Origin of the sequence: Pseudescherichia sp. L3 (genome assembly GCF_024656065.1) — a bacterium.
Lineage (GTDB): Bacteria > Pseudomonadota > Gammaproteobacteria > Enterobacterales > Enterobacteriaceae > Pseudescherichia.
Window position 1 is genome coordinate 898101 of record NZ_JANKYC010000001.1, and the last position, 19468, is coordinate 917568.

Genomic DNA, 19468 nt, shown 5'->3' on the forward strand with positions numbered 1-19468 from the left:
AGCATGGCAACTTTTACACAAACTAAAAAAGCATGGACCATCTCCACGCTGGCGCTCCTTTCAACGCTCTCTTTTGCCGCTCACGCCGACAAACTGGCCGATATTAAGTCAGCAGGCGTGGTGAAAGTCGCCACTTTTGATGCAAACCCGCCGTTTGGCGCAGTGGATCCAAAAACGCACGACATCGTGGGCTATGACGTCGACTTTGCTAAAGCGCTGGCGAAAAGCCTCGGCGTTAAGCTGGAGCTGGTCGCCACTAACCCGGCGAACCGTATTCCGCTGTTGCAGTCTGGCAAGGTTGACCTGATCGTTGCCGACATCACCATTACGCCAGAGCGTGCCCAGGTCATCGACTTCTCGACGCCGTACTTTGTTACCGGCCAGCAGTTCCTGGTAACGGCAGACGGCGCAGATAAGCTGGACGCCTACAGCAAGTCGCGTATCGGTGCGGTAAAAGGCACCACCGGCGAGCAGGCGCTGCATCAGCGCTTCCCGCAGGCGCGCGTGCTGGCCTATGACGATATCCCGCTGGCCTTGACCGCTCTGCGTAACGGCAACGTGCAGGCGATCACCCAGGACAGCACCATTCTGGCTGGCCTGCTGGCGGAAGCGCCGGATAAAGCGAAGTTTAAAATCCTGCCGGATCTGCTCTCTAAAGAGGAGATTGGCGTGGGCGTACCCAAAGGTGAAACGGCGCTGCTGAACACGGTAAACAGCGAGCTGGTTAAGCTTGAGCAGAGCGGCGATGCGGCCAAAATTTACGCTACCTGGTTTGGCCCGCAGACCAAAACCCCTCAGCCGCGCAGCTTTAAAATAGAAGCGAAGTAATATGTTTGCAGGTCTTTTCTCCGCCTCTGTGGCCAGTGCCACGGAGGCGTTTCCCGTGCAGGCGGGCACGGTCGAATTCCGTCAGGTCAGTAAATGCTATGGCGATCACCCGGTCTTAAAGCAGATCGATCTTCAGGTTCGCGCTGGCGAGGTGCTTGCCGTCTGCGGGCCGTCCGGCTCGGGTAAATCGACGCTGATCCGCCTGATAAACCAGCTTGAAACGGTAAGCGGGGGCGAAATCTACGTTGACGGTAAACCCACCAGTACCCTGAAAGGCAAGGCGCTGCGCGACCTGCGTCGCCATGTGGGCTTTGTCTTCCAGCAGTTCAACCTTTACGCCCATCTTAACGCGCTGGATAACATCACCCTGGCGCTAACCAAAGTGCACGGCCAGCTCCCGCATGAGGCGCAGGAGACAGCGCTGGCGCTGCTGGAGCGGGTCGGCCTGCGCGACAAGGCGCATCACCTGCCGTCCCAGCTCTCCGGCGGCCAGCAGCAGCGGGTGGCCATCGCCCGCACCCTGGCGGCAAAGCCACAGATCATCCTGTTTGACGAGCCTACCTCGGCGCTCGATCCCGAGACGATCGGCGAGGTGCTACAGGTCATGCGTAGCCTGGCCCACAGCGGCATGACGCTGATCGTGGTAACGCATGAGATGCAGTTTGCCCGCGAGATTGCTGACCGGGTAATCTTTATTGACGGCGGCGAGATCCTTGAGCAGGCTGCACCGGAGCAGTTCTTTACCGCTCCGCAGCATCCACGGGCGCAGCGCTTCCTGCAGAAGGTGCTTAACCCGCTGCACGCCGAAAGCAGGGAGCTGTAATGCACATCCATCTCGACTGGGCCGGGGTGCTTACCGGCCAGCCTGCGCAGTGGATCCTCTCTGGTTTTCTCACCACTGTTTGGGTGACCGTCGCTGGCATCGTGCTGGCCACGGTGCTGACCGTACTGCTGCTGGCCCTCCGTCTGGCGGGCGGCGCAGTGGGACGCGGCGTGGTCGCCGTGTGGGTGTCGCTGTTCCGCAATACGCCGCTGCTGGTTCAGCTGCTGTTCTGGTATTTTGCTGCCTGGAACCTGCTGCCGCTGGGTTTTCGCCAGTATGTTAATGCCGATCACGCCTTTAGCATTCTACCGGGCGATGTGTGGTGGTTCACGCCGGAGTTTCTCAGCTCCGCCTGGGCGCTGGGCCTGTTTACCGCGGCTTTTCTGGTAGAGGAGATCCAGGCCGGGCTGCATGCCGTGGCGAAGGGGCAGATTGAGGCGGCGAAATCGCAGGGATTTAGCGAGCTGGCGCTGTTTCGCTGGGTGCTGCTGCCTCAGGGCTTACGCAACGCCTGGCAGCCGGTAGTGGGACAGTATCTGAACCTGATGAAACTCTCCTCACTGGCGACCGGGATTGGTTTTGCCGAGCTGACCTATCAGACCCGACAGATTGAGAGCTACAACGCCCATGCTCTGGAGGCGTTTGCCGTTGGCAGCGTGCTCTATCTGCTGCTGGGGTTGGTGATGAGCCTGCTGTTTAACGCCCCGGTGTGGTGGCGTGCGGCGCGGCAGGAGAGGGCGCTGGCGCGCAAGGAGGTGCAGGATGATCGCTAACATCACGGTGATTACCGATAACCTTGACTATCTGCTGCTGGGCCGTGCTGCTCAGGGCGAGCCGGGTGGGGTGCTGCTGTCGGTGCTGATGACCCTCGGGGCGGCACTGCTGGCCTTTCCTGGCGGGATCGCGCTGGCCTGCTTAGCCTGGCGCTTCAAGGGCTGGCCGCGACGGGTACTGTTTGCCTGGGCGGAGATTATCCGCGGCATTCCACTGATCTTCGTGATCTTCTGGCTATGGTTTCTGCTGCCGATGCTGACCGGAGCCGATCTACCTGGCGCGGTGACTGTGACCCTGGCGCTGGCATGGTTTACCTCCGCCTCGGTGATGTACTCTACGCTGGCCGCCATGGGTTCATTGCCCAAAGGGCAGCATGAGGCGGCGCTGGCGGGAGGCTTCAGCAGTGTACAACTGCTGCGCTGGGTACTGCTCCCGCAGGCGCTGCGCAACGCGCTTCCCTCTTACGTGGGATTACTGATTGCGCTGCTGAAAGACACCTCACTGGCGTTTATCGTCAACGTCCCGGAGCTCACCACCGTTGCGGGGCAGGTTAACAACCGCGTACAGGTCTACCCGGCGGCACTGTTTATCTTTACCGGGTTGGTTTACTACCTGCTCTGTACCCTGCTGGAGCACACGGTTAAGCGCTGGCAGCGCCGCAGCCTACTGGCGGCCAAGCAGCAGTGACACCAGACCCGCCGCAATCAGTGGCCCGACCGGCACGCCCCGGAACAGGGCCACGCCCAGCACTGTCCCTACCAGCAGCCCTGCCACCAGTGAGGGCTGCGCGCTCATCAGCGCCACGCCGCGTCCACCCAGCCATGAGACAAAGATCCCTACTGCAATAGCAATCAGTGACTTCCAGTTTACAAAGGAGTGCAGAAGCGTGGAGGGTGGCAGCGTCCCGCTGGCGATGGGAGCCATCACGCCAATGGTGAGGATGATAATCCCAATGGTCAGGCCCTGTTTTTCAATCCATGGAAAGTAGACGTTCAGCGGGGTGATGCGGATCATAATCAGCACCATGATCGACACGGCCACGGTGGTGTTGTGGCTAATAAATCCGAGGGCCGTCAGCCCTAGCAGAATAAACAGAGTGGTATCAAACATGTAAGATGGTTCCAGGCAGAAATATAAGCCCGCTTACTTTACCTTATCTGCGTGTGCCAGCAGAACTTTTTCACCCCGCTGCGAAAGTTCCTAAAAGTTTCACTTAAAAACACTTTAGCTGTCATTAAATATTCATGTCGCTCTATTATGAATGCTGTATCGCGCAGAAAAGAGACGACAAAATGAACGATCCGATGCTGACCGAGACGCTGATTATCACCTCATCCTTTTTAGCCATCATCGCCGTGCTGGTGGCGTCGGTGCTTATTTTGGAGCGGATGGGGTGATGTTAAGTAGTTAGCGTGACGTCGCAAAAACACCACAGACAACCAGGTAAGCACCAGCGAAACCGCTCCTGAAAACATCATTCCGAGAGCTGCCGCCAGATCATAAATGTTCTCATCACCGTAGATGCATAGCATCCGGGCAAGCGAGTAGACATTTTCAATCGGGAAGATTTCCGCCCAAAGCGTAGCGCAGGCGACAAACCAAACCACGAAAAGTAGGGCTATCGTTACTAACCGAAGAAAGATTACGATCATGATACAGTTATTGTTCCGTAGGCTTTGAAACTACAGCATGGAACTTGAATCATCGTTGTCTTAAGCAGAGCTTTTCTAAGATAGTCAAAATCACTCACATGCGTCAGAGTAATACACCCCTCGCTTAATCCTCTTGGTCCGATTGGATGCAACCGAAACCCTCCACGCTTTATTGTTTCAATGAAAACAGAGTCATCAATTTGCCAGTCATCGCCGTACAATGCAAACCACTCTGATCTGTCTGTGCCATAAAAATTTTTCAAATAAAAATCATAAATACTGCCCAGCCGGCCACCGCTATGACGTCCGACAATAAAATATCTTCCAGGAGGTATTGGGCCGATGTCAACTATACTACTCAACGTTGAATTATTACGGCCACTCTTTTGCCCTGAGAATGCCGGAAAATTACCAACGCCGGGAATAGTTAGTATTGATGTTGGTAAACCATTAAGTGAAAATCTAGCAGCAATCATGCCGTTACTCGCATATTCCAATCATCACTAAATTGAACATTTCCGTCGCAATATTTCCATGTGATTTTTTCATAACGTAACTCTACAGATTCATTATGATTGTGTTTTTCCATTTCAGTGTTTTTTATATTATGCATGACAGGGGTAATGCCAACGATCTTGACATTTTCAAGAAACATATTGAAATATTCTACTTCTTGCCCCGCATCATTAATTTTATACCATTTGATTTCAGCAGACTTTAGCGTTTGACCGGTAGCTACTGCACGATAGAGATAAGGTGATGAACTATCGAACTCTTTTTCAATAGTGAGAGGGGAATGTACACGTGTTCCGGTCAATTTACCTGAGCTGCTGTCGGTTGGGATGTGCAAATTATGACCAAACGATAAAATTTCAATACTACCCTCTCGATTTTTTATGTCAACCGAGCCTTTAATATCTGCACCACCATCATCTTTAAGCCATAAGTAAGAAGGGATCGCCATGTATTATCCTTGGTGATTTATTAACATTTTTTAAGGTTTTCTTATATAAACATAGGCTAGAAGTAATTTCAGCGCAGATTGTGCTATATAAATTATGAATTGATGAGCTCTGATTATATAATAGGTAATGATGCTTTCTTGCTGAAAGGAGGAGCAATGGGGATCTATAAATTAGATAATAAAGGAGAATGTAAGATAGCTTTGGAAGAAGAAGGAAATTAAAAAACATTAGGAGTCATGAAAATATGGTCTGTGACGCCAACTGATGCCTTACCCAGCCTACAGGTTCTATGGTTTTGTAGGCCCGTGCAAGCGGAGCGCCGCCGGGCAGCCGGTAAATTGCTTTACCGGCTGGTTAGGGTTAGCTATGGGAATCTGACGTTTGCTTGTGGAACAGTTCGCGGAAGACCGGGTAGATATCCTCCTGATCGCGGATATGCTGCATAGCAAAGTTCTCAAACGTTGCCTGCAGGTGCTCATACTCACGCCATAAGGTCTGATGCGCCCGACGGGTGATCTCGATATAGCTGTAGTAGCGCACCACCGGCAATATTTTCTTCGCCAAAATCTCATGACACAGCGGTGAATCATCGGCCCAGTTATCGCCATCCGACGCCTGCGCCGCATAGATGTTCCACTGCGCCGGATCGTAGCGCGCCTTAACCACCTCATCCATCAGCTTCAGCGCGCTGGAGACAATCGTCCCACCGGTTTCCTGTGAGTAGAAGAACTCATGCTCGTCCACCTCCTTAGCCTGCGTGTGGTGGCGGATATAGACTACCTCTACGTTCTTATAGGTTCTGCTCAGGAAGAGATAGAGCAGAATATAGAAACGCTTGGCCATATCCTTGGTGGCCTGATCCATCGAGCCGGAGACGTCCATCAGGCAGAACATTACCGCCTGACTTGAGGGCTCTGGTCGTTTCTCATAGTTCTTGTAACGCAGGTCAAAGGTGTCGATAAAAGGCACACGTTCAATCTTCGCCCGCAGCTCGGCAATCTCCTTGCGCAGCCGCTCCTCTTCCAGCAGCTGTGCCGGCTCGCTCTTCGCAACGGTCGTGAGATCCTCTTCCAGCGCCCGCAGCTCGCGCCGTTTACCCGCCGTCATCGCCGTCCGGCGTGCCAGCGAGTTTTGCAGCGAGCGTACCACGCTGATGTTGGCTGGCACCCCGTTAGAGGTGTAGCCTGAGCGGTGCGTTTTGTACTCGTTAAGCTGCCGATGCTGATTTTTTTTCAGGTTCGGCAGGGCCAGATCTTCAAACAGCAGGTCAAGGTACTCATCTTTTGAGATCTGAAAGACAAATTCGTCCTGGCCTTCGCCGTCCTGGCTGGCCTGACCCTGGCCGCTGCCTCCTCCACCGCCACCTTGCGGACGTTCGATGCGGTCATTCTGCACAAAGTGATCGTTCCCCGGATGTACGCGGTTGCGCAGGCCACCACGTCCCTGGTGGAACATCGGTTCGCTGATATCTTCTGAAGGAATAGAGACGGACTCGCCGCTCTCTACGTCGGTCACCGAGCGCTTGTTGATCGCCTCAGAGATCGACTGCTTGATTTGCGATTTATAACGGCGCAAGAAACGCTGGCGGTTAACCGTGCTCTTGTTTTTGCCGTTAAGACGCCGGTCGATGAACCAGGTCATAAGCCCCCCGTACTGCATTTGCCAACTTTATGCTGCGGCGTAAAGCCGGATGCGCTGCGCTTATCCGGCCTACGGTTCGCATCTTTAGTAGGCCCGGCACGCAACGCGCCGCCGGGCTCCGGGCTATCAGGACGATTTACGAACGCGCAGATACCATTCGCACAGCAAGCGCACCTGTTTGCGGGTGTAACCTTTCTCCATCATCCGGTCGACAAAATCGTCGTGTTTCTTCTGCTCATCCGTAGAGGTTTTAGCGTTGAACGAAATCACCGGCAGCAGCTCTTCGGTGTTCGAGAACATTTTCTTCTCGATAACCGTGCGCAGTTTTTCGTAGCTGGTCCAGTTCGGATTGCGACCGCTGTTATTGGCGCGGGCGCGCAGCACAAAGTTGACGATCTCGTTGCGGAAGTCTTTCGGGTTACTGATCCCGGCAGGCTTCTCGATTTTTTCCAGTTCGGCGTTCAGGGATTCACGGTCAAACAGCTGACCGGTATCCGGATCGCGATACTCCTGATCCTGGATCCAGAAGTCCGCATAGGTCACGTAGCGGTCAAAAATGTTCTGACCGTACTCAGAGTAGGATTCCAGGTAGGCAGTCTGGATCTCTTTGCCAATAAATTCGGCATATTTCGGGATCAGGTAGCCTTTCAGGAACTCAAGATAGCGTTCGGCCTGCTCCTGTGGGAACTGCTCGCGCTCAATCTGCTGCTCCAGCACGTAGAAGAGGTGTACCGGGTTGGCCGCAACCTCTGCGTGGTCAAAGTTAAAGACCCGAGAGAGGATTTTAAACGCAAAGCGCGTCGACAGGCCGTTCATCCCTTCATCTACCCCGGCGTAGTCCCGGTACTCCTGATACGACTTCGCTTTCGGATCGGTGTCTTTCAGGCTCTCGCCGTCATAGACGCGCATTTTAGAGTAGATGCTGGAGTTTTCCGGCTCTTTCAGGCGCGAGAGAATAGAGAAGCGTGAAAGCGTCTCCAGTGTTCCCGGCGCGCAAGGGGCATGCGTCAGCTCGCTGTGGTTAAGCAGCTTCTCGTAAATTTTGATCTCTTCCGAGATGCGCAGGCAGTAGGGCACCTTCACAATGTAAACGCGGTCAAGGAAGGCTTCGTTGTTCTTGTTGTTACGGAACGTCACCCACTCGGATTCGTTCGAGTGTGCCAGGATAATGCCGTTGAACGGCAGGGCGGAGATCCCCTCCGTACCGTTATAGTTCCCCTCCTGGGTGGCCGTCAGCAGCGGGTGTAGCACCTTAATAGGCGCTTTAAACATCTCGACGAACTCCATAACGCCTTGGTTGGCGCGGCACAGCGCGCCGGAGTAGCCGTAGGCGTCGGGATCGTTCTGGGCGTGGTTTTCCAGTTTACGGATATCGACTTTACCCACCAGCGCGGAGATATCCTGGTTGTTCTCATCGCCGGGCTCGGTTTTCGCAATGGCGATCTGTTCCAGAATAGAGGGCCATACCTTCACAACGCGGAACTTAGTGATATCGCCGCCGAACTCATGCAGGCGCTTAGCCGCCCACGGGGACATAATCGTGCCGAGATAGCGGCGCGGAACGCCGTACTCTTTCTCAAGGATCTGCGCATCTTCCTGCGGGTTGAACAGGCACAGAGGGTGATCGTTAACCGGGCTACGCTCGCCGTTGGCGCTCAGCACATAAATAGGCACGCGCTGCATCAGAGATTTCAGACGTTCAGCAAGCGAGGATTTACCGCCGCCGACCGGCCCCAGCAGGTAAAGGATCTGTTTCTTCTCTTCCAGCCCCTGTGCGGCATGTTTCAGATAGGAAACAATCTGCTCAATGGCATCTTCCATGCCATAAAACTCTTCAAACGCTGGATAACGTGCGACAACCCGATTCGAAAATAGACGGGAAAGCCTGGGCTCCAGAGCAGTATCTACCATCACGGGCTCGCCGATAGCCATCAGTAGCCGTTCTGCCGCGTTTGCATAGGCGCTGCGATCCTGGCGGCAAATGGTAAGAAACTCCTGCAGGGTGAACTCTTCGTCCTTGGCAGCTTCATAACGCTGGCGATAGTGATCGAATATATTCATGGCATGCCGTCCTATTGTAATCTATGGGAACATTTGAAGTCCTTTACTTTTAGCGTTAAAACCAACGGGATAAATTTCATGCACCGTCCTATTTGTTATGAGCGTGTATCGTCTTTTGATCAAGTCTTGAGCGGAGCAGGATTAGATGATCAGAGGTCAATAATTGATCAATATTTGAAGGAAAATGCTGAAAAATTCACCAATGAAAGGATATACATAACGGATGAAGGCGTTTCGGCCTTTAAAAATGCCAACATATCATCTGAGTCAAATCTTGGAAAATTTTTGCAGGATGTGCGTGATCGCAGGTATGGTAAAGGTGACGCGTTAATTGTCACAAGTCTAGATCGCCTCTCAAGACGTTCCAGCTGGAATGAGAATACAATCCAGTTCATCGTATCTAGTGGAATCGTAGTACATGATATAAGTACAAAATTGGTGTTACAGGAAGATGACAATTTTTCTAAGATACTGATGGAAATCATCTTACAGCGTTCCCATAACGAATCTCTAATGAAATCAGTAAGGTCAAAAGTAGCATGGCAAAACAAAGTACTTAGGGCTGCTAGTAACGGGGAGGTGGTATCGAACCGTATGCCGTTTTGGTTAGAAAACATAGATAACAAGTACTCAATCATTCAGGAACAAGCGGAGCAAATAGTTAAGTGTTTCGAATGGTACAAATCAGGGTTGAGCACTGGTGAGATTGTAAAGAGGATAAACAATCCAAGATGGCAAATGGTAAGAGTCTCTCGCTTGATACGGGATCGCCGTTTGCTAGGAGAACATAAAAGATACAATGGTGAACAAATCCCAAACGTGTATCCAAAAATAATTGACGAAGAATTATTTACGATTGCTAATCGAATGATGGATACCGTTATGGCGGAGAAAAAGAAGCCTGCCGAAGATCTTCTACTGGAGCCAGAAGTAGTTAAACAAATTTTTACATTGTCTGAATCTGGATTAGGTTCAGGGGCAATTGTTAAACAATTACCTGATGGATGGAGTACTGTAAACGTACTCAGAGTGCTTCGCGATAAGCGAGTAGTTGAAGAAAAGATTATAGATAATCTTACATTTGAAAGAGTGAATGCAAAGCTAACTAAAAATGGTGTAGCTAACAGAATACGTAAAGATGTAACTATAGGCCAAGATGACTATATATCAAACTTGTTTCCCAGGATTCTCAAATGCGGGTGTTGCAAAGGGAATATTGCGATTCACTATAATCATGTTCGCACAAAGTATGTGATATGCAGAACTCGTGAAGAGAAAAAGAGATGTGATGCAAAATCTATACAGTACACTCGTATTGAGAAGAATATTCTAAATGTTGTAATGGGCGTGGATTTCAACAAGCTAATGAATGAAAACTCCGCTAATAATGATAGTGTCTTAGAACTACTCAAAGTTGAGTTATCAGCACTTCGTAATGAAGAAGAAACATACCTATCAAAAATTGCAGAACGTAAAGCAACTGGTAAAAAAACTTCCCTACCTCTGATGGAAGGTCTAACCGATGTGCAAGATCGTATAGAAGAAATTCAAAACAGAATTAGTAGTTCAATGGGACAAGAAGATATACCTGTTTTTAACTACGATCTGGATAGCTTGCTGGATCCGATGAATGTTGAATTGCGAGCAAAAGTAAGAAAAGAACTTAAACAAGTACTTTCTAGTATACATTATTGGGTGTTTGATAAACGCATTTTTGTGCATATCAAATACTTCAATGACGTGCTTTCACATACCCTAGTAATAGATAACAAGCGTGGTGGGGGATCTGTACTGCAAGAGATAGCCATTACTGAGCGGGATAAAGAAAGAACATACATTGTCAAAGAAAAAGGTAGTACTGTATTTAAAGTACAATCTGACGGTTCAAATTGGGTATTATATGTCTCAAGATTTAAAACAGTTTCAGATATCTATTACTATCTAGAATTGTTACGGGGCAGAGAACCGGAAAATTTTGATTTGATAGTTAATGAAGACATGATCGAATGGATTGATTAAGCATCCCCCATTAGAAAGTACATTTCAGCCTCGTAGAAAGATTTCTACGAGGTTTTTGTTTATAAATCGTAGGCAGACCTTTTTGTCAACAAAAACATGGGGTTATAATAGTTTAAGAATAAAAAAACGAAAAAAAAAGGAAAACAACAGAAAATACTACATAAGGATTGGGCGAAGGAACAACAAAGATTGATAGCAATCACTATCAAGATTCTAGTGAAAAGTCAACATCTAAGAATGCAACTTTGTACCCGATGGGTTTGAATATTATCCTTGAAACATAATGTTACTACGTAGCCTATAACTCTGTCAAATTTGAGCTTAATTTCACTTAAGTGGCTTTTTGACTGTCCGGCGTTCAGTCTTTAATATTAGAGGCGTGAAAACAACGTTAGTTTCGATAAACGGTCAAAACAGTAGAACAGAGGAGGAAAACGTAATGAGATAAATTTTAATTGAGCCAAAGGGGCATTTATGAAAGCAAAAAAGTTAATCAAGAAACTACTAAGTGACCTTTACGAAGGTACTGGTTATTCTTGCGGCATTCAGGGCATTAAACATAATGATGAATTACCTGTAATACTGGGGATGCATCGTACAGATCACGATATAGTAACAAATTATACTATTGTCGGTGATGTACTGGATGTACACCAAATTCATGTATTACCACGTGAAGTAACTCCAGATTGGGATTCACCTATTACAAGTAGCGTAGAACGAAAGAATTTCCCAATCACTGAGGCTGGTTTACGTGAATGCTCAGAGTACTTTTGTAATCCAATAACGATGGAACTAATTGAACTCTTACACAGTATTCGTGGTTATGACATTAGTTTGATTCATAAACCATCATTTAACATCGCATAAGTACAGCTAGATCCACCTCTTGCTATAAATAAGTCTAGAGAACAACGAGAGGTGGGTAACATCATGCAACTTATAATCGATTTTCTGCTTTTCCCATTTTATGTAGTACTTGTACTGATGTTTATGGTTTTGGTAGTACTGGCACTACCTGTTAAGGTTCCATTCTTTAGAAGGTATCTGGGATTTAGTAACCAGGAACAATCTAGAAAAAATGATAAATAAATACGTAGCGAGATTTATGAAACGCTAAAAATTAATATGGTATAATCATAATATAACCCTTTAACGTCGGGTCAGTACGTTAGCATTATAAACTCCAATCCTTTTGTATAAGAATAGCCCCGCAATGGGGCTACCTTTTGTATAAAATTTATCGAGAAAAGCATGACAAAATGAAAAAAGAAAATAAAGACATTCGTGTGTCTGTACGCCTTAGCGAATCACAGGTACAAGCATTACAGAAACAATTAATAGATACAGGAAAAGCCAAAGGGCAATCTGCCGCAATCCAATATCTAATCAATGAAATGATGATCAAGGGGTAAATGCTACTGGCCTTACAAGTAGTAGCAACGCGATTACAGGAAGTAACGCGATAATATAAGGATATACAAAATGGAAGAGGAACTATTACTACCGCGTGTAGTTGACCGTGCAGCACTTAAAGAAGAGGCAGATAAATTACGTCAGGCTGTGATGAATGGTACGGTGGTTGATAGAGTACTATCAAATGCTCTCAGAGAAGAACTAGCGGGAAATTCATCAATTTATGATGGTGAATGGAACTTAGAAGAGTATCAATACATTAGTGACATCTTTAGCAGGATGGATCTTTCTCATGGTGTAAATCTTATTAATTCATCAGTAGGTACTGGTAAGACTACACAGTTTATTGAGACTAAAGAAAATGAGAGTAGGGCAAAACCAGGTTACATTGTATTAGTACCGTTAACATCAATCCGCTTATCGTTCAATGGCGATAATGATGTATTCAGTACTGGGATTTGTACATGGAACCAGATAGAAACTATTCTACGCCATGATAATCAAGAGTACTTTTCTGATAAGACATTAGTAATTGATGAAGTTCACGGATTCTTCTTAGACTATGGTTATAAGGCTAATGTTATTAACCGCCTGATTGCCGCTTTCCCATTGTTTAAAAGTGTAATTATGATGTCAGGAACGGCTTCACCTGATGATTTCTCTGGTATTCACTTTAACAAAGTATACAAGGTCTATAAAGCGAGTAAGGCACGTAAAGTACTTAGTACTGTAGTAGCTTCAAAGGTTCAGGATCTAGTACTCAATCAGTTGAATACAAGTAATCGCAAAACCATAGTATTACTAAATGATAAAGCACAGTGTGAAGCACTAAATCAAATGTGTAGCCGTACTGGCTTAGTTGTAAACGCTGATAAGAAAAATGATGATGATGTAGTTGATTTATATGTAAGTGGTGAAATGAAATCTGAAGTACTTTATGGTACATACAGTATCGTTGAAGGACTATCAATTGAAAACCAATTAGATGAAGTAGATGTTATTATTGTTGGTGATGAACATCCCGCACGTATTGAACAATTCACAAACCGTTTCCGTAAGATCATAAAGCTAAAAAGCGTTACTTACTACGTGAACAGAAAAGAAGTGGTGGAAGTTGGTTTATTTAATCGTGCTGAAGTAGTTGCTGATGCTAAAGTAATGAAAGAGCTTCTACAAACTACATATGAAGCACTTCAAACAGATGAAGCAAAGTATTCATTTACTAGTCAGTACCGTAAAGATATTGCTGGGAGTATGGTGTACTTCCATGAAGGAAAGTTTGAAGTTTCTTTTACTGGTATTGATTATGCATACTCTGAACACAGAACACGTGAGTACGCTAATGATTTCTCACTCCTTAGCACAGAATTGAAAAAATATGATTTCATCGTTCAACCGCTACGATTTGAAGATGGTGACGGAGAAAATAATGCAGTCATCACCGATACTGCTAAGAAGCTGAAAGAGGCTGCTATAGAAGCAGAGAACGCGATTATAGAAGAGTACCTATCTGATGCCATCAACGGGAACGTGAAGCCCGTAGAAGAGGCTACAGAGCTTTATACAGCGGTTGATCAGAGTGCTGAGAAACTACTAGCACGTGGTCTACACAAGGATGATTTTGAAGCACTAGTGAAAGGGTTCATTGATGATCGTACCTTCTTCTATCGTGCTCACATGGACGCAGATTACTTCCCAACAGGTAACACTATTCGTGAACTAATCGTAGGGATGGTAGCGGATAGAACGAAGCTAGACGCTTTCGCGATCCGTGACATTGCAGATGCCGTGATCCAGAAAGTACTACATGAGTACTTTGCGGGTAATACAGCGTTGATGTTGAAACATCCTATGTGGTCAAAATGCGTAACGATGGGGAGTATTGGGGTAGAAAGCAACTCATCTAAGGGGGCTAAAGCTATTCTAGAGCGTTACATCACTCTTGGTAAGGGTAAGAACGCAAAGGTGAACGGTAGTGTTATCAAGGTATGTGAGGTGATCCACCTATCCCTAACAGGCTTACGTTTCACTAAGCCAGCCTTCACGTTATACGTAGGTGCTACCGAACATGTGGAAGCAAGGCAATCTCTGGAAGGGATCAAAGCGAAACTAAATCAGTTACGTATGTAAGTATAAAAGGTAGCGGTTAGTAATTTAATATTTTATATAATAGATATCCTAACCGCTACCTCTACTAAAAAGCAGTACTAAAAAAACAAAAGGTGATAAAAAAGGCAGCCCGAAGGCCGCCCAGTGTTAGCGTACTATTTATCGCCTCAGTAATGAGGATAAAAAATGGAGAAAGAGCAATTCATCTATATATGTAAAGTAAGGAATGTTCATACTGGATCTTGCTATGTAAAACTAGGATATACCAGTAATATACTGAAACGTATGGATCAACTAGAAAAAAGGAACGTACATTATGAGTACTCACATTTTCGTTTATTCAAGCATGATGTAAAATCTATTGGTTACATTTATGATGAGCAGAAAATACATAATGCTAATCTAAAGTACCGTGCTGCTGTTAAACGCGACTCAATGCCAGAAGGGTATACTGAATGCTATGAATACGGGTTTACAGATGTTCTAGTACGTCAACTTTCTAAACTAAATTATAAATGTGTATTTGACGATGAGGTTTATCAGCAAGAGAAAATACAACCCATGTTTGAATGGGTCTAATTAGATAAACATACTGTCATAACTATAAATATCCATAGAGGTGAAAATCTATGGATATAGAAAAATATAACTACTCATTTGGTACAGAGTACCGGGTGTTTAAAGATAAAATATATTGCAATTAGTTCTACTAAGAAGTACATTACTAGAAACCCTTGATTAAAAGCCGAGGTTATCATGGTAAAGCTTAAAGCCCTCTTAGTACCTAATACTGTTTTTAATTTTTTAGACAAAGAAACATTAAAATTTGATCTGAGTAACTATGATGTTTGCACAGATTTATTTGATAAGTCTATTGCCTGTTTTGAAGACTATTTTTCATGTGTTGAAACTGGAAGTAATAAGCTACCTAAACGTGAAGATATTGGTTTAGCTGGCTATTGGTTATTGACGCTTGCAGGCGATAAAGAAAGCGAAAAGTACTGGAAAGTTGTAGTTAACATCTTAGATTTTGAACGTGGCTTAAGTCTCTTTGAGATTAAACAAGATCTCATTGATTTAAGAGAGCACTCATTGAAGCTAATTGATGATTTGATTAGAAACAATCAGCAGGAAGAAAAACCTTCTAAAGAGGAAGACGATCTATTTTAGTCCCTTGCGAAATATGACCAAAGGGGCTATATTGTCTGCACAGGGTAGCGAATAGTCGCAGCCCGCCAACCCTACAGTGCATCATAAATTATTCAAATAGAAATATACTTTTCAATTGTTTGAACCAATTCTGATTTACTCACACAATAAACTCCTGCCGTACTATTACGCAAACTGATAATATCCCTCATATATTGCTCTGAGTTCATGATGTTTGATATCTGGCGTTTAAATGGTGATTTAATGTAATACATTGCAGAATCTAAATGTTCTTCCCCTCGTAATGCCAACTCACCAGCCTTAGTACCAACACGTTTAATGGCAATATCTGCAACATCTTTAGTGCAAAATGTAAAATAGTCACTTTCATTTTTAATAATATTTTTATCTCGTGAATAGCTACGGCGTTCCCATATCTGAAAACATGTTGGTACGTGATGCTCCCTATCATCAATGAGAAAACATTTTTTAGGACAGTCCTCATCATGAATTAAATGGAAAGATTCATTTAGTTTATTTTGTGTTGCTGCTTTTCTAAAAGTTAAGGGGACAATAAAACAGATAAAATACACATCTGAGAATGATGCACATTTATTAAAAAATTTTACTGCAACTGATGATAACCGCCCAAATGGTGGATTGCTCACAACACAAACTGGTAATTCATTATTAAGTAATGAACGTTGTATGAGGAAATTACGTGCTGGTACATTGGGTACTCTCGGATGAATATCATATCCGCTACGTCGATCAATGGGCATGAGGTTATAAAATGAACCATCACCTACGCAGGGTTCAAAAAAATGCATTTCTGAAGTATCAGTTAGCAATTTAACAACATCCATACAGTACAAAGCGTAATCGGGTTTTGTGTAAAATTTATCCATTTAAAACTAATCAATAAATAAAGTTTAATTTTTATCACCATAGCTCATTATGATCTATCAATCCAGATGTTAAAGCATATATCATCGAAGTTCTATTAGATCGGGCTTATCGTGAGGTATTCAAGTACGAGCCGGATAACGATTTTGTACTTGAACAGTTAGCATTGAATGAAGAAGAACTTGATAAAGTACTGTCCAAGATGAAAGAGATTGGGGCAGAGATTCAGTAAAAAAAGCCAGTGCCTTACGGCACTGGCTAAAACTCAATATGAACAAGGGAACTTCCAATTTGAGTTTAGTACAATATTGTGAAATTCCCATTGCACGTATTACTGTTTATCATTAGAGTTAAGTGGTACTACTCTTACACCAAATGGGTAGGTTTGTTGGTGGTGTGGGGGTAGTACAATTTGCCAGTACTGCAATGTACTGGCATTACTTAATTAGAACCAAGAATCAAAGAATCCAGAGATTTTATCGCAAATATAATTCTTTGCTGCTTTTAATGGCTCTCTCACGATTTTGGGTAGAGGAGCATTATCAATTACTGCATCAAGAACGTCTTTTACGGCTTCTGCGAACCCCTTTTTTGATTCTTTCTTAACCTCTTCAGTTTTATTCTCTTCACGAAGGGTACTATATACTGCTGCTTTCGAATGTTTTGGTAATTTCAATATCATTTTTTTAACTAATAAATCGATATTGAATTTACGCTTTGTAGATACTGCAATACATCCATTATTCGGCTCGAATAGTCTGCTATAAATATCAACTTCTTTCCGCTCTAAACTTTCACGTTGTTCGTTCGAGGGACGGTTAGATTCGAAATTCCATTCATCAGATGGTTCAATTTTATCTGCCTGATTTATGACAAAGAGAATTTTCTCTTCAGCATCCAATTTTTTTAATACTTGATTATAAAATTTCTCATCAGGTCCAAGAGCACGGTCGTCTGCCTTGATTACCCATAAAATCAGATCGAGATTTGGGATTTGTTCTTCGTACAGGGCAGCATATTCATCATCCCGAGCCTCACCTTCACCAACACCAGGCAAATCTACAATTGTTAAATGACGACCACCTACATCAATACGAAGTTCTTCAACAGTGCGAGTACATGCCTCAACATGGCTTATCTTGCAAACATCTTGCTGGAAAATAGCATTACATAGAGAAGATTTACCAACGCCAGTTTTACCCATTACACCAATACGAGGCTCATAATCAATAACCTCTGTTAATTTCTTTTTGGTATATTTTGCTATTTCTGGAGGCAATTTAGAAAACAAGTCATCTAAAATTTTAGTTTTAGATGAAGGTTTTGTTTTATTTTTAATCTCATTTTCATTTTTTTGATAAGAATTATTAGACTCTTCAATTCTACTTGTTGCATTCTGAAGCACCGATAATGCTATTTTAGAAATATTGTTGTAAGAACTCATTTGCATCCCTTATTATCAATAAACAATGAATAGGAAAAATCCCATTTTGTAATATTTGTTTTTTTTTGTAAAGAAAAAGATGCAGTACAGCGGCTTATAAAAGTAGCTCTCCCTGCTCGCAGAACCAATCATACCCTACCGCCGCAAGTACCGAATCGAACAACCCATCACCAACGAACATGAAACAATCCCTCTCTATAGTACCGATCCAATACATCCCCGCCTCGTTTTGAAACAATACCTTCTCACCTATTAGCACATGTTCCAGTACCGATCCGTAGTAACACACACGATACCAATGGCCCAGATATTCGAACGCCTGTACACCACGTGTCTGTGATGGATCAAACCCTGTCTTACTTGTCATTATCATCCCTCCCTCTATAACTGTATGTATGTACAGTATTACACATCCTTTCATAGCAAAGGCAAATAAAAAATTTATTCCTATTGAAATCATTGGCTTAAGTGATATCTCAAAAAGTTATGGAAAAATTAATATTGATATCTATTTGAAATTGATCAATAAAATGATCATTTTCAATAACTTAGCGGATTGACACAACCTGGCACAGCCATTCGTACAATCTCGCTATTGCACATATCAATGGATGAAAAATGAAAACTACACAGCAGCCATACCAGTTTGTCGCAGAACCGATTACCTCCGTAGCAGGACAACTTCTGGGAGTATCAGTACAGACGGTGCTACTCAATGATGGGGTACATGTACAACATCCAGAGTTGGTGATCAGAACCTGGAGTACGGATGAGAAACGTAACTACCTATATGAGCAACTATCGACAATTACTAAACAAGCAGCCTGGATACTCAAACGTGGCGTAACAGTATCGTTACCCGTATGTGATGAAGAATCTGCCGTGCTACTGAGCCATGATAATGCACTGCGTTATGCACTAAGTTCATTACCATTCGTAAGACTCGAACTCTCAGAGAGTATCAGTACGGTACGGGATGAGTTGAGGGGCATACGTAATGCTATGTGGCTGTCTGACCTTGGGAAGGGGGATAGTGATGTATCTGGCCTCGTTACTCATAACTATGATGTAGTGAAGCTGGATAACGGTTTTTTCAATAATGAGGTAAACAAGCCTACATTCCCCGTCCTCATTAAAAACCTGCGAGAGTATTGTGATCGGATCATTGTTCCCTCCTTTGAGGACAGGAGACATGTACCAATGTTACGGGAAGCAGGTATCTGGGGAGTACAGGGCCAGTACCGTACCGTGCCATTCACAAAGGTTCATACCCTGATGTAAGGAAACATACATATGAAGGTATGGCTCATGATGGTGATAGTACTTACTGGTTGCAATACTCATCACAGTTTCATGGATAAGGCGTTAGTAGGGTATGTAGACAGTCAACACGCCGTTGTAGTATTCCCTGCTGGCGAGCGTAACGGGGTGAAGTACTACCGCTCACAGTTTGCAAGTGATTGCCATTATAACAAGTACTATCAGGATGATGATAGCAGTATTGGCTGTATGATACGTGAGTCACGACTTGTTGATCTCAGGCCATATAGGCAGCATATACCGACAGTAACTGCAAAAGATAGTAGTACTATTCACGAGTCCTTAAATGATGTTAATTCATCAAATCATATTCCCGATAATATTTAACAACAATGCCGTAAATCTTTAGAACTTACGGCAT

21 protein-coding genes are annotated in these 19468 nt (G+C 44.8%); 13 read left to right on the plus strand and 8 right to left on the minus strand.

The genetic code is table 11. The annotated features are described in order from the left end of the window. Nucleotides 1-3: 3 nt before the first annotated feature. From NR795_RS04370 to NR795_RS04385, 4 genes are read left to right on the plus strand one after another with little or no spacing between them, the layout of a single operon-like run. Nucleotides 4-828, plus strand: coding sequence for an ABC transporter substrate-binding protein (locus NR795_RS04370; RefSeq protein ID WP_257757257.1), 825 nt, complete (start codon nt 4-6; stop codon nt 826-828). Nucleotide 829: 1 nt separating this feature from the next. Then, nucleotides 830-1651, plus strand: coding sequence for an amino acid ABC transporter ATP-binding protein (locus tag NR795_RS04375; protein ID WP_257757259.1), 822 nt, complete (start codon nt 830-832; stop codon nt 1649-1651). Next, nucleotides 1651-2424, plus strand: a complete 774-nt coding sequence (locus NR795_RS04380) for an amino acid ABC transporter permease (protein ID WP_257757260.1) — start codon at nt 1651-1653, stop codon at nt 2422-2424. Before NR795_RS04375 ends, NR795_RS04380 begins: the two co-directional genes overlap by 1 nt. After that, nucleotides 2414-3112 carry an amino acid ABC transporter permease gene (locus NR795_RS04385; RefSeq protein WP_144812219.1) on the plus strand — a complete coding sequence of 233 codons (699 nt, stop codon included), beginning with the start codon at nt 2414-2416 and terminating at the stop codon, nt 3110-3112. Before NR795_RS04380 ends, NR795_RS04385 begins: the two co-directional genes overlap by 11 nt. Here NR795_RS04385 and NR795_RS04390 read toward each other — a convergent pair. After that, nucleotides 3089-3535, minus strand: a complete 447-nt coding sequence (locus NR795_RS04390; protein WP_144812217.1) for a DUF441 domain-containing protein — start codon at nt 3533-3535, stop codon at nt 3089-3091. The two genes, NR795_RS04385 and NR795_RS04390, sit on opposite strands and share 24 nt — an antisense overlap. Nucleotides 3536-3717: 182 nt before the next feature. Here NR795_RS04390 and yoaI point away from each other — a divergent pair, with 182 nt between their 5' ends. After that, nucleotides 3718-3822 carry a small membrane protein YoaI gene (gene yoaI, locus NR795_RS04395; protein ID WP_238084425.1) on the plus strand — a complete coding sequence of 35 codons (105 nt, stop codon included), beginning with the start codon at nt 3718-3720 and terminating at the stop codon, nt 3820-3822. 251 nt (nt 3823-4073) lie between these two features. Here yoaI and NR795_RS04400 read toward each other — a convergent pair whose 3' ends face one another. From NR795_RS04400 to yeaG, 4 genes are all read right to left on the minus strand, one after another. Further along, nucleotides 4074-4553: a DUF2778 domain-containing protein gene (locus NR795_RS04400; RefSeq protein WP_257757264.1), complete on the minus strand. Its 480-nt coding sequence runs from the start codon at nt 4551-4553 to the stop codon at nt 4074-4076. Then, entirely contained in the window at nt 4550-5041 is a 492-nt protein-coding gene (locus NR795_RS04405; RefSeq protein WP_238084426.1) for an Hcp family type VI secretion system effector, read from the minus strand. Before NR795_RS04405 ends, NR795_RS04400 begins: the two co-directional genes overlap by 4 nt. Before the next feature lie 361 nt (nt 5042-5402). After that, the gene (locus NR795_RS04410; protein WP_144812209.1) at nt 5403-6683 is read right to left on the minus strand and encodes a YeaH/YhbH family protein; all 1281 of its coding nucleotides are present in this window, start codon (nt 6681-6683) and stop codon (nt 5403-5405) included. 126 nt (nt 6684-6809) lie between these two features. Further along, the gene (gene yeaG, locus NR795_RS04415; protein ID WP_144812206.1) at nt 6810-8744 is read right to left on the minus strand and encodes a protein kinase YeaG; all 1935 of its coding nucleotides are present in this window, start codon (nt 8742-8744) and stop codon (nt 6810-6812) included. Between the two features lie 78 nt (nt 8745-8822). Here yeaG and NR795_RS04420 point away from each other — a divergent pair, with 78 nt between their 5' ends. The 6 genes from NR795_RS04420 to NR795_RS04445 all read left to right on the plus strand — a co-directional run bounded on the left by NR795_RS04420 (nt 8823) and on the right by NR795_RS04445 (nt 15458). Further along, entirely contained in the window at nt 8823-10763 is a 1941-nt protein-coding gene (locus NR795_RS04420; protein ID WP_257757265.1) for a recombinase family protein, read from the plus strand. A 474-nt stretch (nt 10764-11237) separates the two neighbouring features. Further along, a complete protein-coding gene (locus NR795_RS04425; RefSeq protein WP_257757266.1) occupies nt 11238-11633 on the plus strand; it encodes a hypothetical protein in 396 nt (131 codons plus the stop codon). Between the two features lie 392 nt (nt 11634-12025). Then, entirely contained in the window at nt 12026-12178 is a 153-nt protein-coding gene (locus NR795_RS04430; protein ID WP_187371639.1) for a hypothetical protein, read from the plus strand. Between the two features lie 70 nt (nt 12179-12248). Continuing rightward, the gene (locus NR795_RS04435) at nt 12249-14309 is read left to right on the plus strand and encodes a DEAD/DEAH box helicase family protein (RefSeq protein ID WP_257757269.1); all 2061 of its coding nucleotides are present in this window, start codon (nt 12249-12251) and stop codon (nt 14307-14309) included. Between the two features lie 165 nt (nt 14310-14474). Next, nucleotides 14475-14867, plus strand: coding sequence for a GIY-YIG nuclease family protein (locus NR795_RS04440; RefSeq protein ID WP_257757271.1), 393 nt, complete (start codon nt 14475-14477; stop codon nt 14865-14867). A 177-nt stretch (nt 14868-15044) separates the two neighbouring features. Continuing rightward, on the plus strand, nt 15045-15458 hold the full coding sequence (locus tag NR795_RS04445) for a hypothetical protein (RefSeq protein ID WP_257757272.1): 414 nt from the start codon (nt 15045-15047) through the stop codon (nt 15456-15458). Between the two features lie 92 nt (nt 15459-15550). On the opposite strand, the gene NR795_RS04450 is transcribed toward NR795_RS04445, so the two are convergent. From NR795_RS04450 to NR795_RS04460, 3 genes are all read right to left on the minus strand, one after another. After that, nucleotides 15551-16345 (minus strand): hypothetical protein, encoded by a 795-nt coding sequence (locus NR795_RS04450; RefSeq protein ID WP_257757273.1) that lies wholly within the window; start codon nt 16343-16345, stop codon nt 15551-15553. Between the two features lie 443 nt (nt 16346-16788). After that, nucleotides 16789-17787, minus strand: a complete 999-nt coding sequence (locus NR795_RS04455; protein ID WP_257757275.1) for a GTPase family protein — start codon at nt 17785-17787, stop codon at nt 16789-16791. A 94-nt stretch (nt 17788-17881) separates the two neighbouring features. Further along, the gene (locus NR795_RS04460; RefSeq protein ID WP_257757276.1) at nt 17882-18154 is read right to left on the minus strand and encodes a hypothetical protein; all 273 of its coding nucleotides are present in this window, start codon (nt 18152-18154) and stop codon (nt 17882-17884) included. 251 nt (nt 18155-18405) lie between these two features. On the opposite strand from NR795_RS04460, the gene NR795_RS04465 reads away from it, so the two are divergent. Both NR795_RS04465 and NR795_RS04470 read left to right on the plus strand, forming a co-directional pair. Then, nucleotides 18406-19068, plus strand: a complete 663-nt coding sequence (locus tag NR795_RS04465) for an EAL domain-containing protein (RefSeq protein WP_257757277.1) — start codon at nt 18406-18408, stop codon at nt 19066-19068. Between the two features lie 12 nt (nt 19069-19080). Continuing rightward, nucleotides 19081-19434: a hypothetical protein gene (locus NR795_RS04470; RefSeq protein ID WP_257757278.1), complete on the plus strand. Its 354-nt coding sequence runs from the start codon at nt 19081-19083 to the stop codon at nt 19432-19434. Nucleotides 19435-19468 lie beyond the last annotated feature (34 nt).

Coding starts and splice junctions, on each gene's coding strand:
- NR795_RS04430 (WP_187371639.1), top strand. CDS start 12,026: ATGAAAAAAGAAAATAAAGACATTCGTGTGTCTGTACGCCTTAGCGAA.
- NR795_RS04405 (WP_238084426.1), bottom strand. CDS start 5,041: ATGGCGATCCCTTCTTACTTATGGCTTAAAGATGATGGTGGTGCAGAT.
- NR795_RS04410 (WP_144812209.1), bottom strand. CDS start 6,683: ATGACCTGGTTCATCGACCGGCGTCTTAACGGCAAAAACAAGAGCACG.
- NR795_RS04440 (WP_257757271.1), top strand. CDS start 14,475: ATGGAGAAAGAGCAATTCATCTATATATGTAAAGTAAGGAATGTTCAT.
- NR795_RS04465 (WP_257757277.1), top strand. CDS start 18,406: ATGAAAACTACACAGCAGCCATACCAGTTTGTCGCAGAACCGATTACC.
- yoaI (WP_238084425.1), top strand. CDS start 3,718: ATGAACGATCCGATGCTGACCGAGACGCTGATTATCACCTCATCCTTT.
- NR795_RS04470 (WP_257757278.1), top strand. CDS start 19,081: ATGAAGGTATGGCTCATGATGGTGATAGTACTTACTGGTTGCAATACT.
- NR795_RS04400 (WP_257757264.1), bottom strand. CDS start 4,553: ATGATTGCTGCTAGATTTTCACTTAATGGTTTACCAACATCAATACTA.
- NR795_RS04390 (WP_144812217.1), bottom strand. CDS start 3,535: ATGTTTGATACCACTCTGTTTATTCTGCTAGGGCTGACGGCCCTCGGA.
- NR795_RS04460 (WP_257757276.1), bottom strand. CDS start 18,154: ATGACAAGTAAGACAGGGTTTGATCCATCACAGACACGTGGTGTACAG.
- NR795_RS04455 (WP_257757275.1), bottom strand. CDS start 17,787: ATGAGTTCTTACAACAATATTTCTAAAATAGCATTATCGGTGCTTCAG.
- NR795_RS04425 (WP_257757266.1), top strand. CDS start 11,238: ATGAAAGCAAAAAAGTTAATCAAGAAACTACTAAGTGACCTTTACGAA.
- NR795_RS04450 (WP_257757273.1), bottom strand. CDS start 16,345: ATGGATAAATTTTACACAAAACCCGATTACGCTTTGTACTGTATGGAT.
- NR795_RS04380 (WP_257757260.1), top strand. CDS start 1,651: ATGCACATCCATCTCGACTGGGCCGGGGTGCTTACCGGCCAGCCTGCG.
- NR795_RS04375 (WP_257757259.1), top strand. CDS start 830: ATGTTTGCAGGTCTTTTCTCCGCCTCTGTGGCCAGTGCCACGGAGGCG.
- NR795_RS04420 (WP_257757265.1), top strand. CDS start 8,823: ATGCACCGTCCTATTTGTTATGAGCGTGTATCGTCTTTTGATCAAGTC.
- NR795_RS04435 (WP_257757269.1), top strand. CDS start 12,249: ATGGAAGAGGAACTATTACTACCGCGTGTAGTTGACCGTGCAGCACTT.
- yeaG (WP_144812206.1), bottom strand. CDS start 8,744: ATGAATATATTCGATCACTATCGCCAGCGTTATGAAGCTGCCAAGGAC.
- NR795_RS04445 (WP_257757272.1), top strand. CDS start 15,045: ATGGTAAAGCTTAAAGCCCTCTTAGTACCTAATACTGTTTTTAATTTT.
- NR795_RS04370 (WP_257757257.1), top strand. CDS start 4: ATGGCAACTTTTACACAAACTAAAAAAGCATGGACCATCTCCACGCTG.
- NR795_RS04385 (WP_144812219.1), top strand. CDS start 2,414: ATGATCGCTAACATCACGGTGATTACCGATAACCTTGACTATCTGCTG.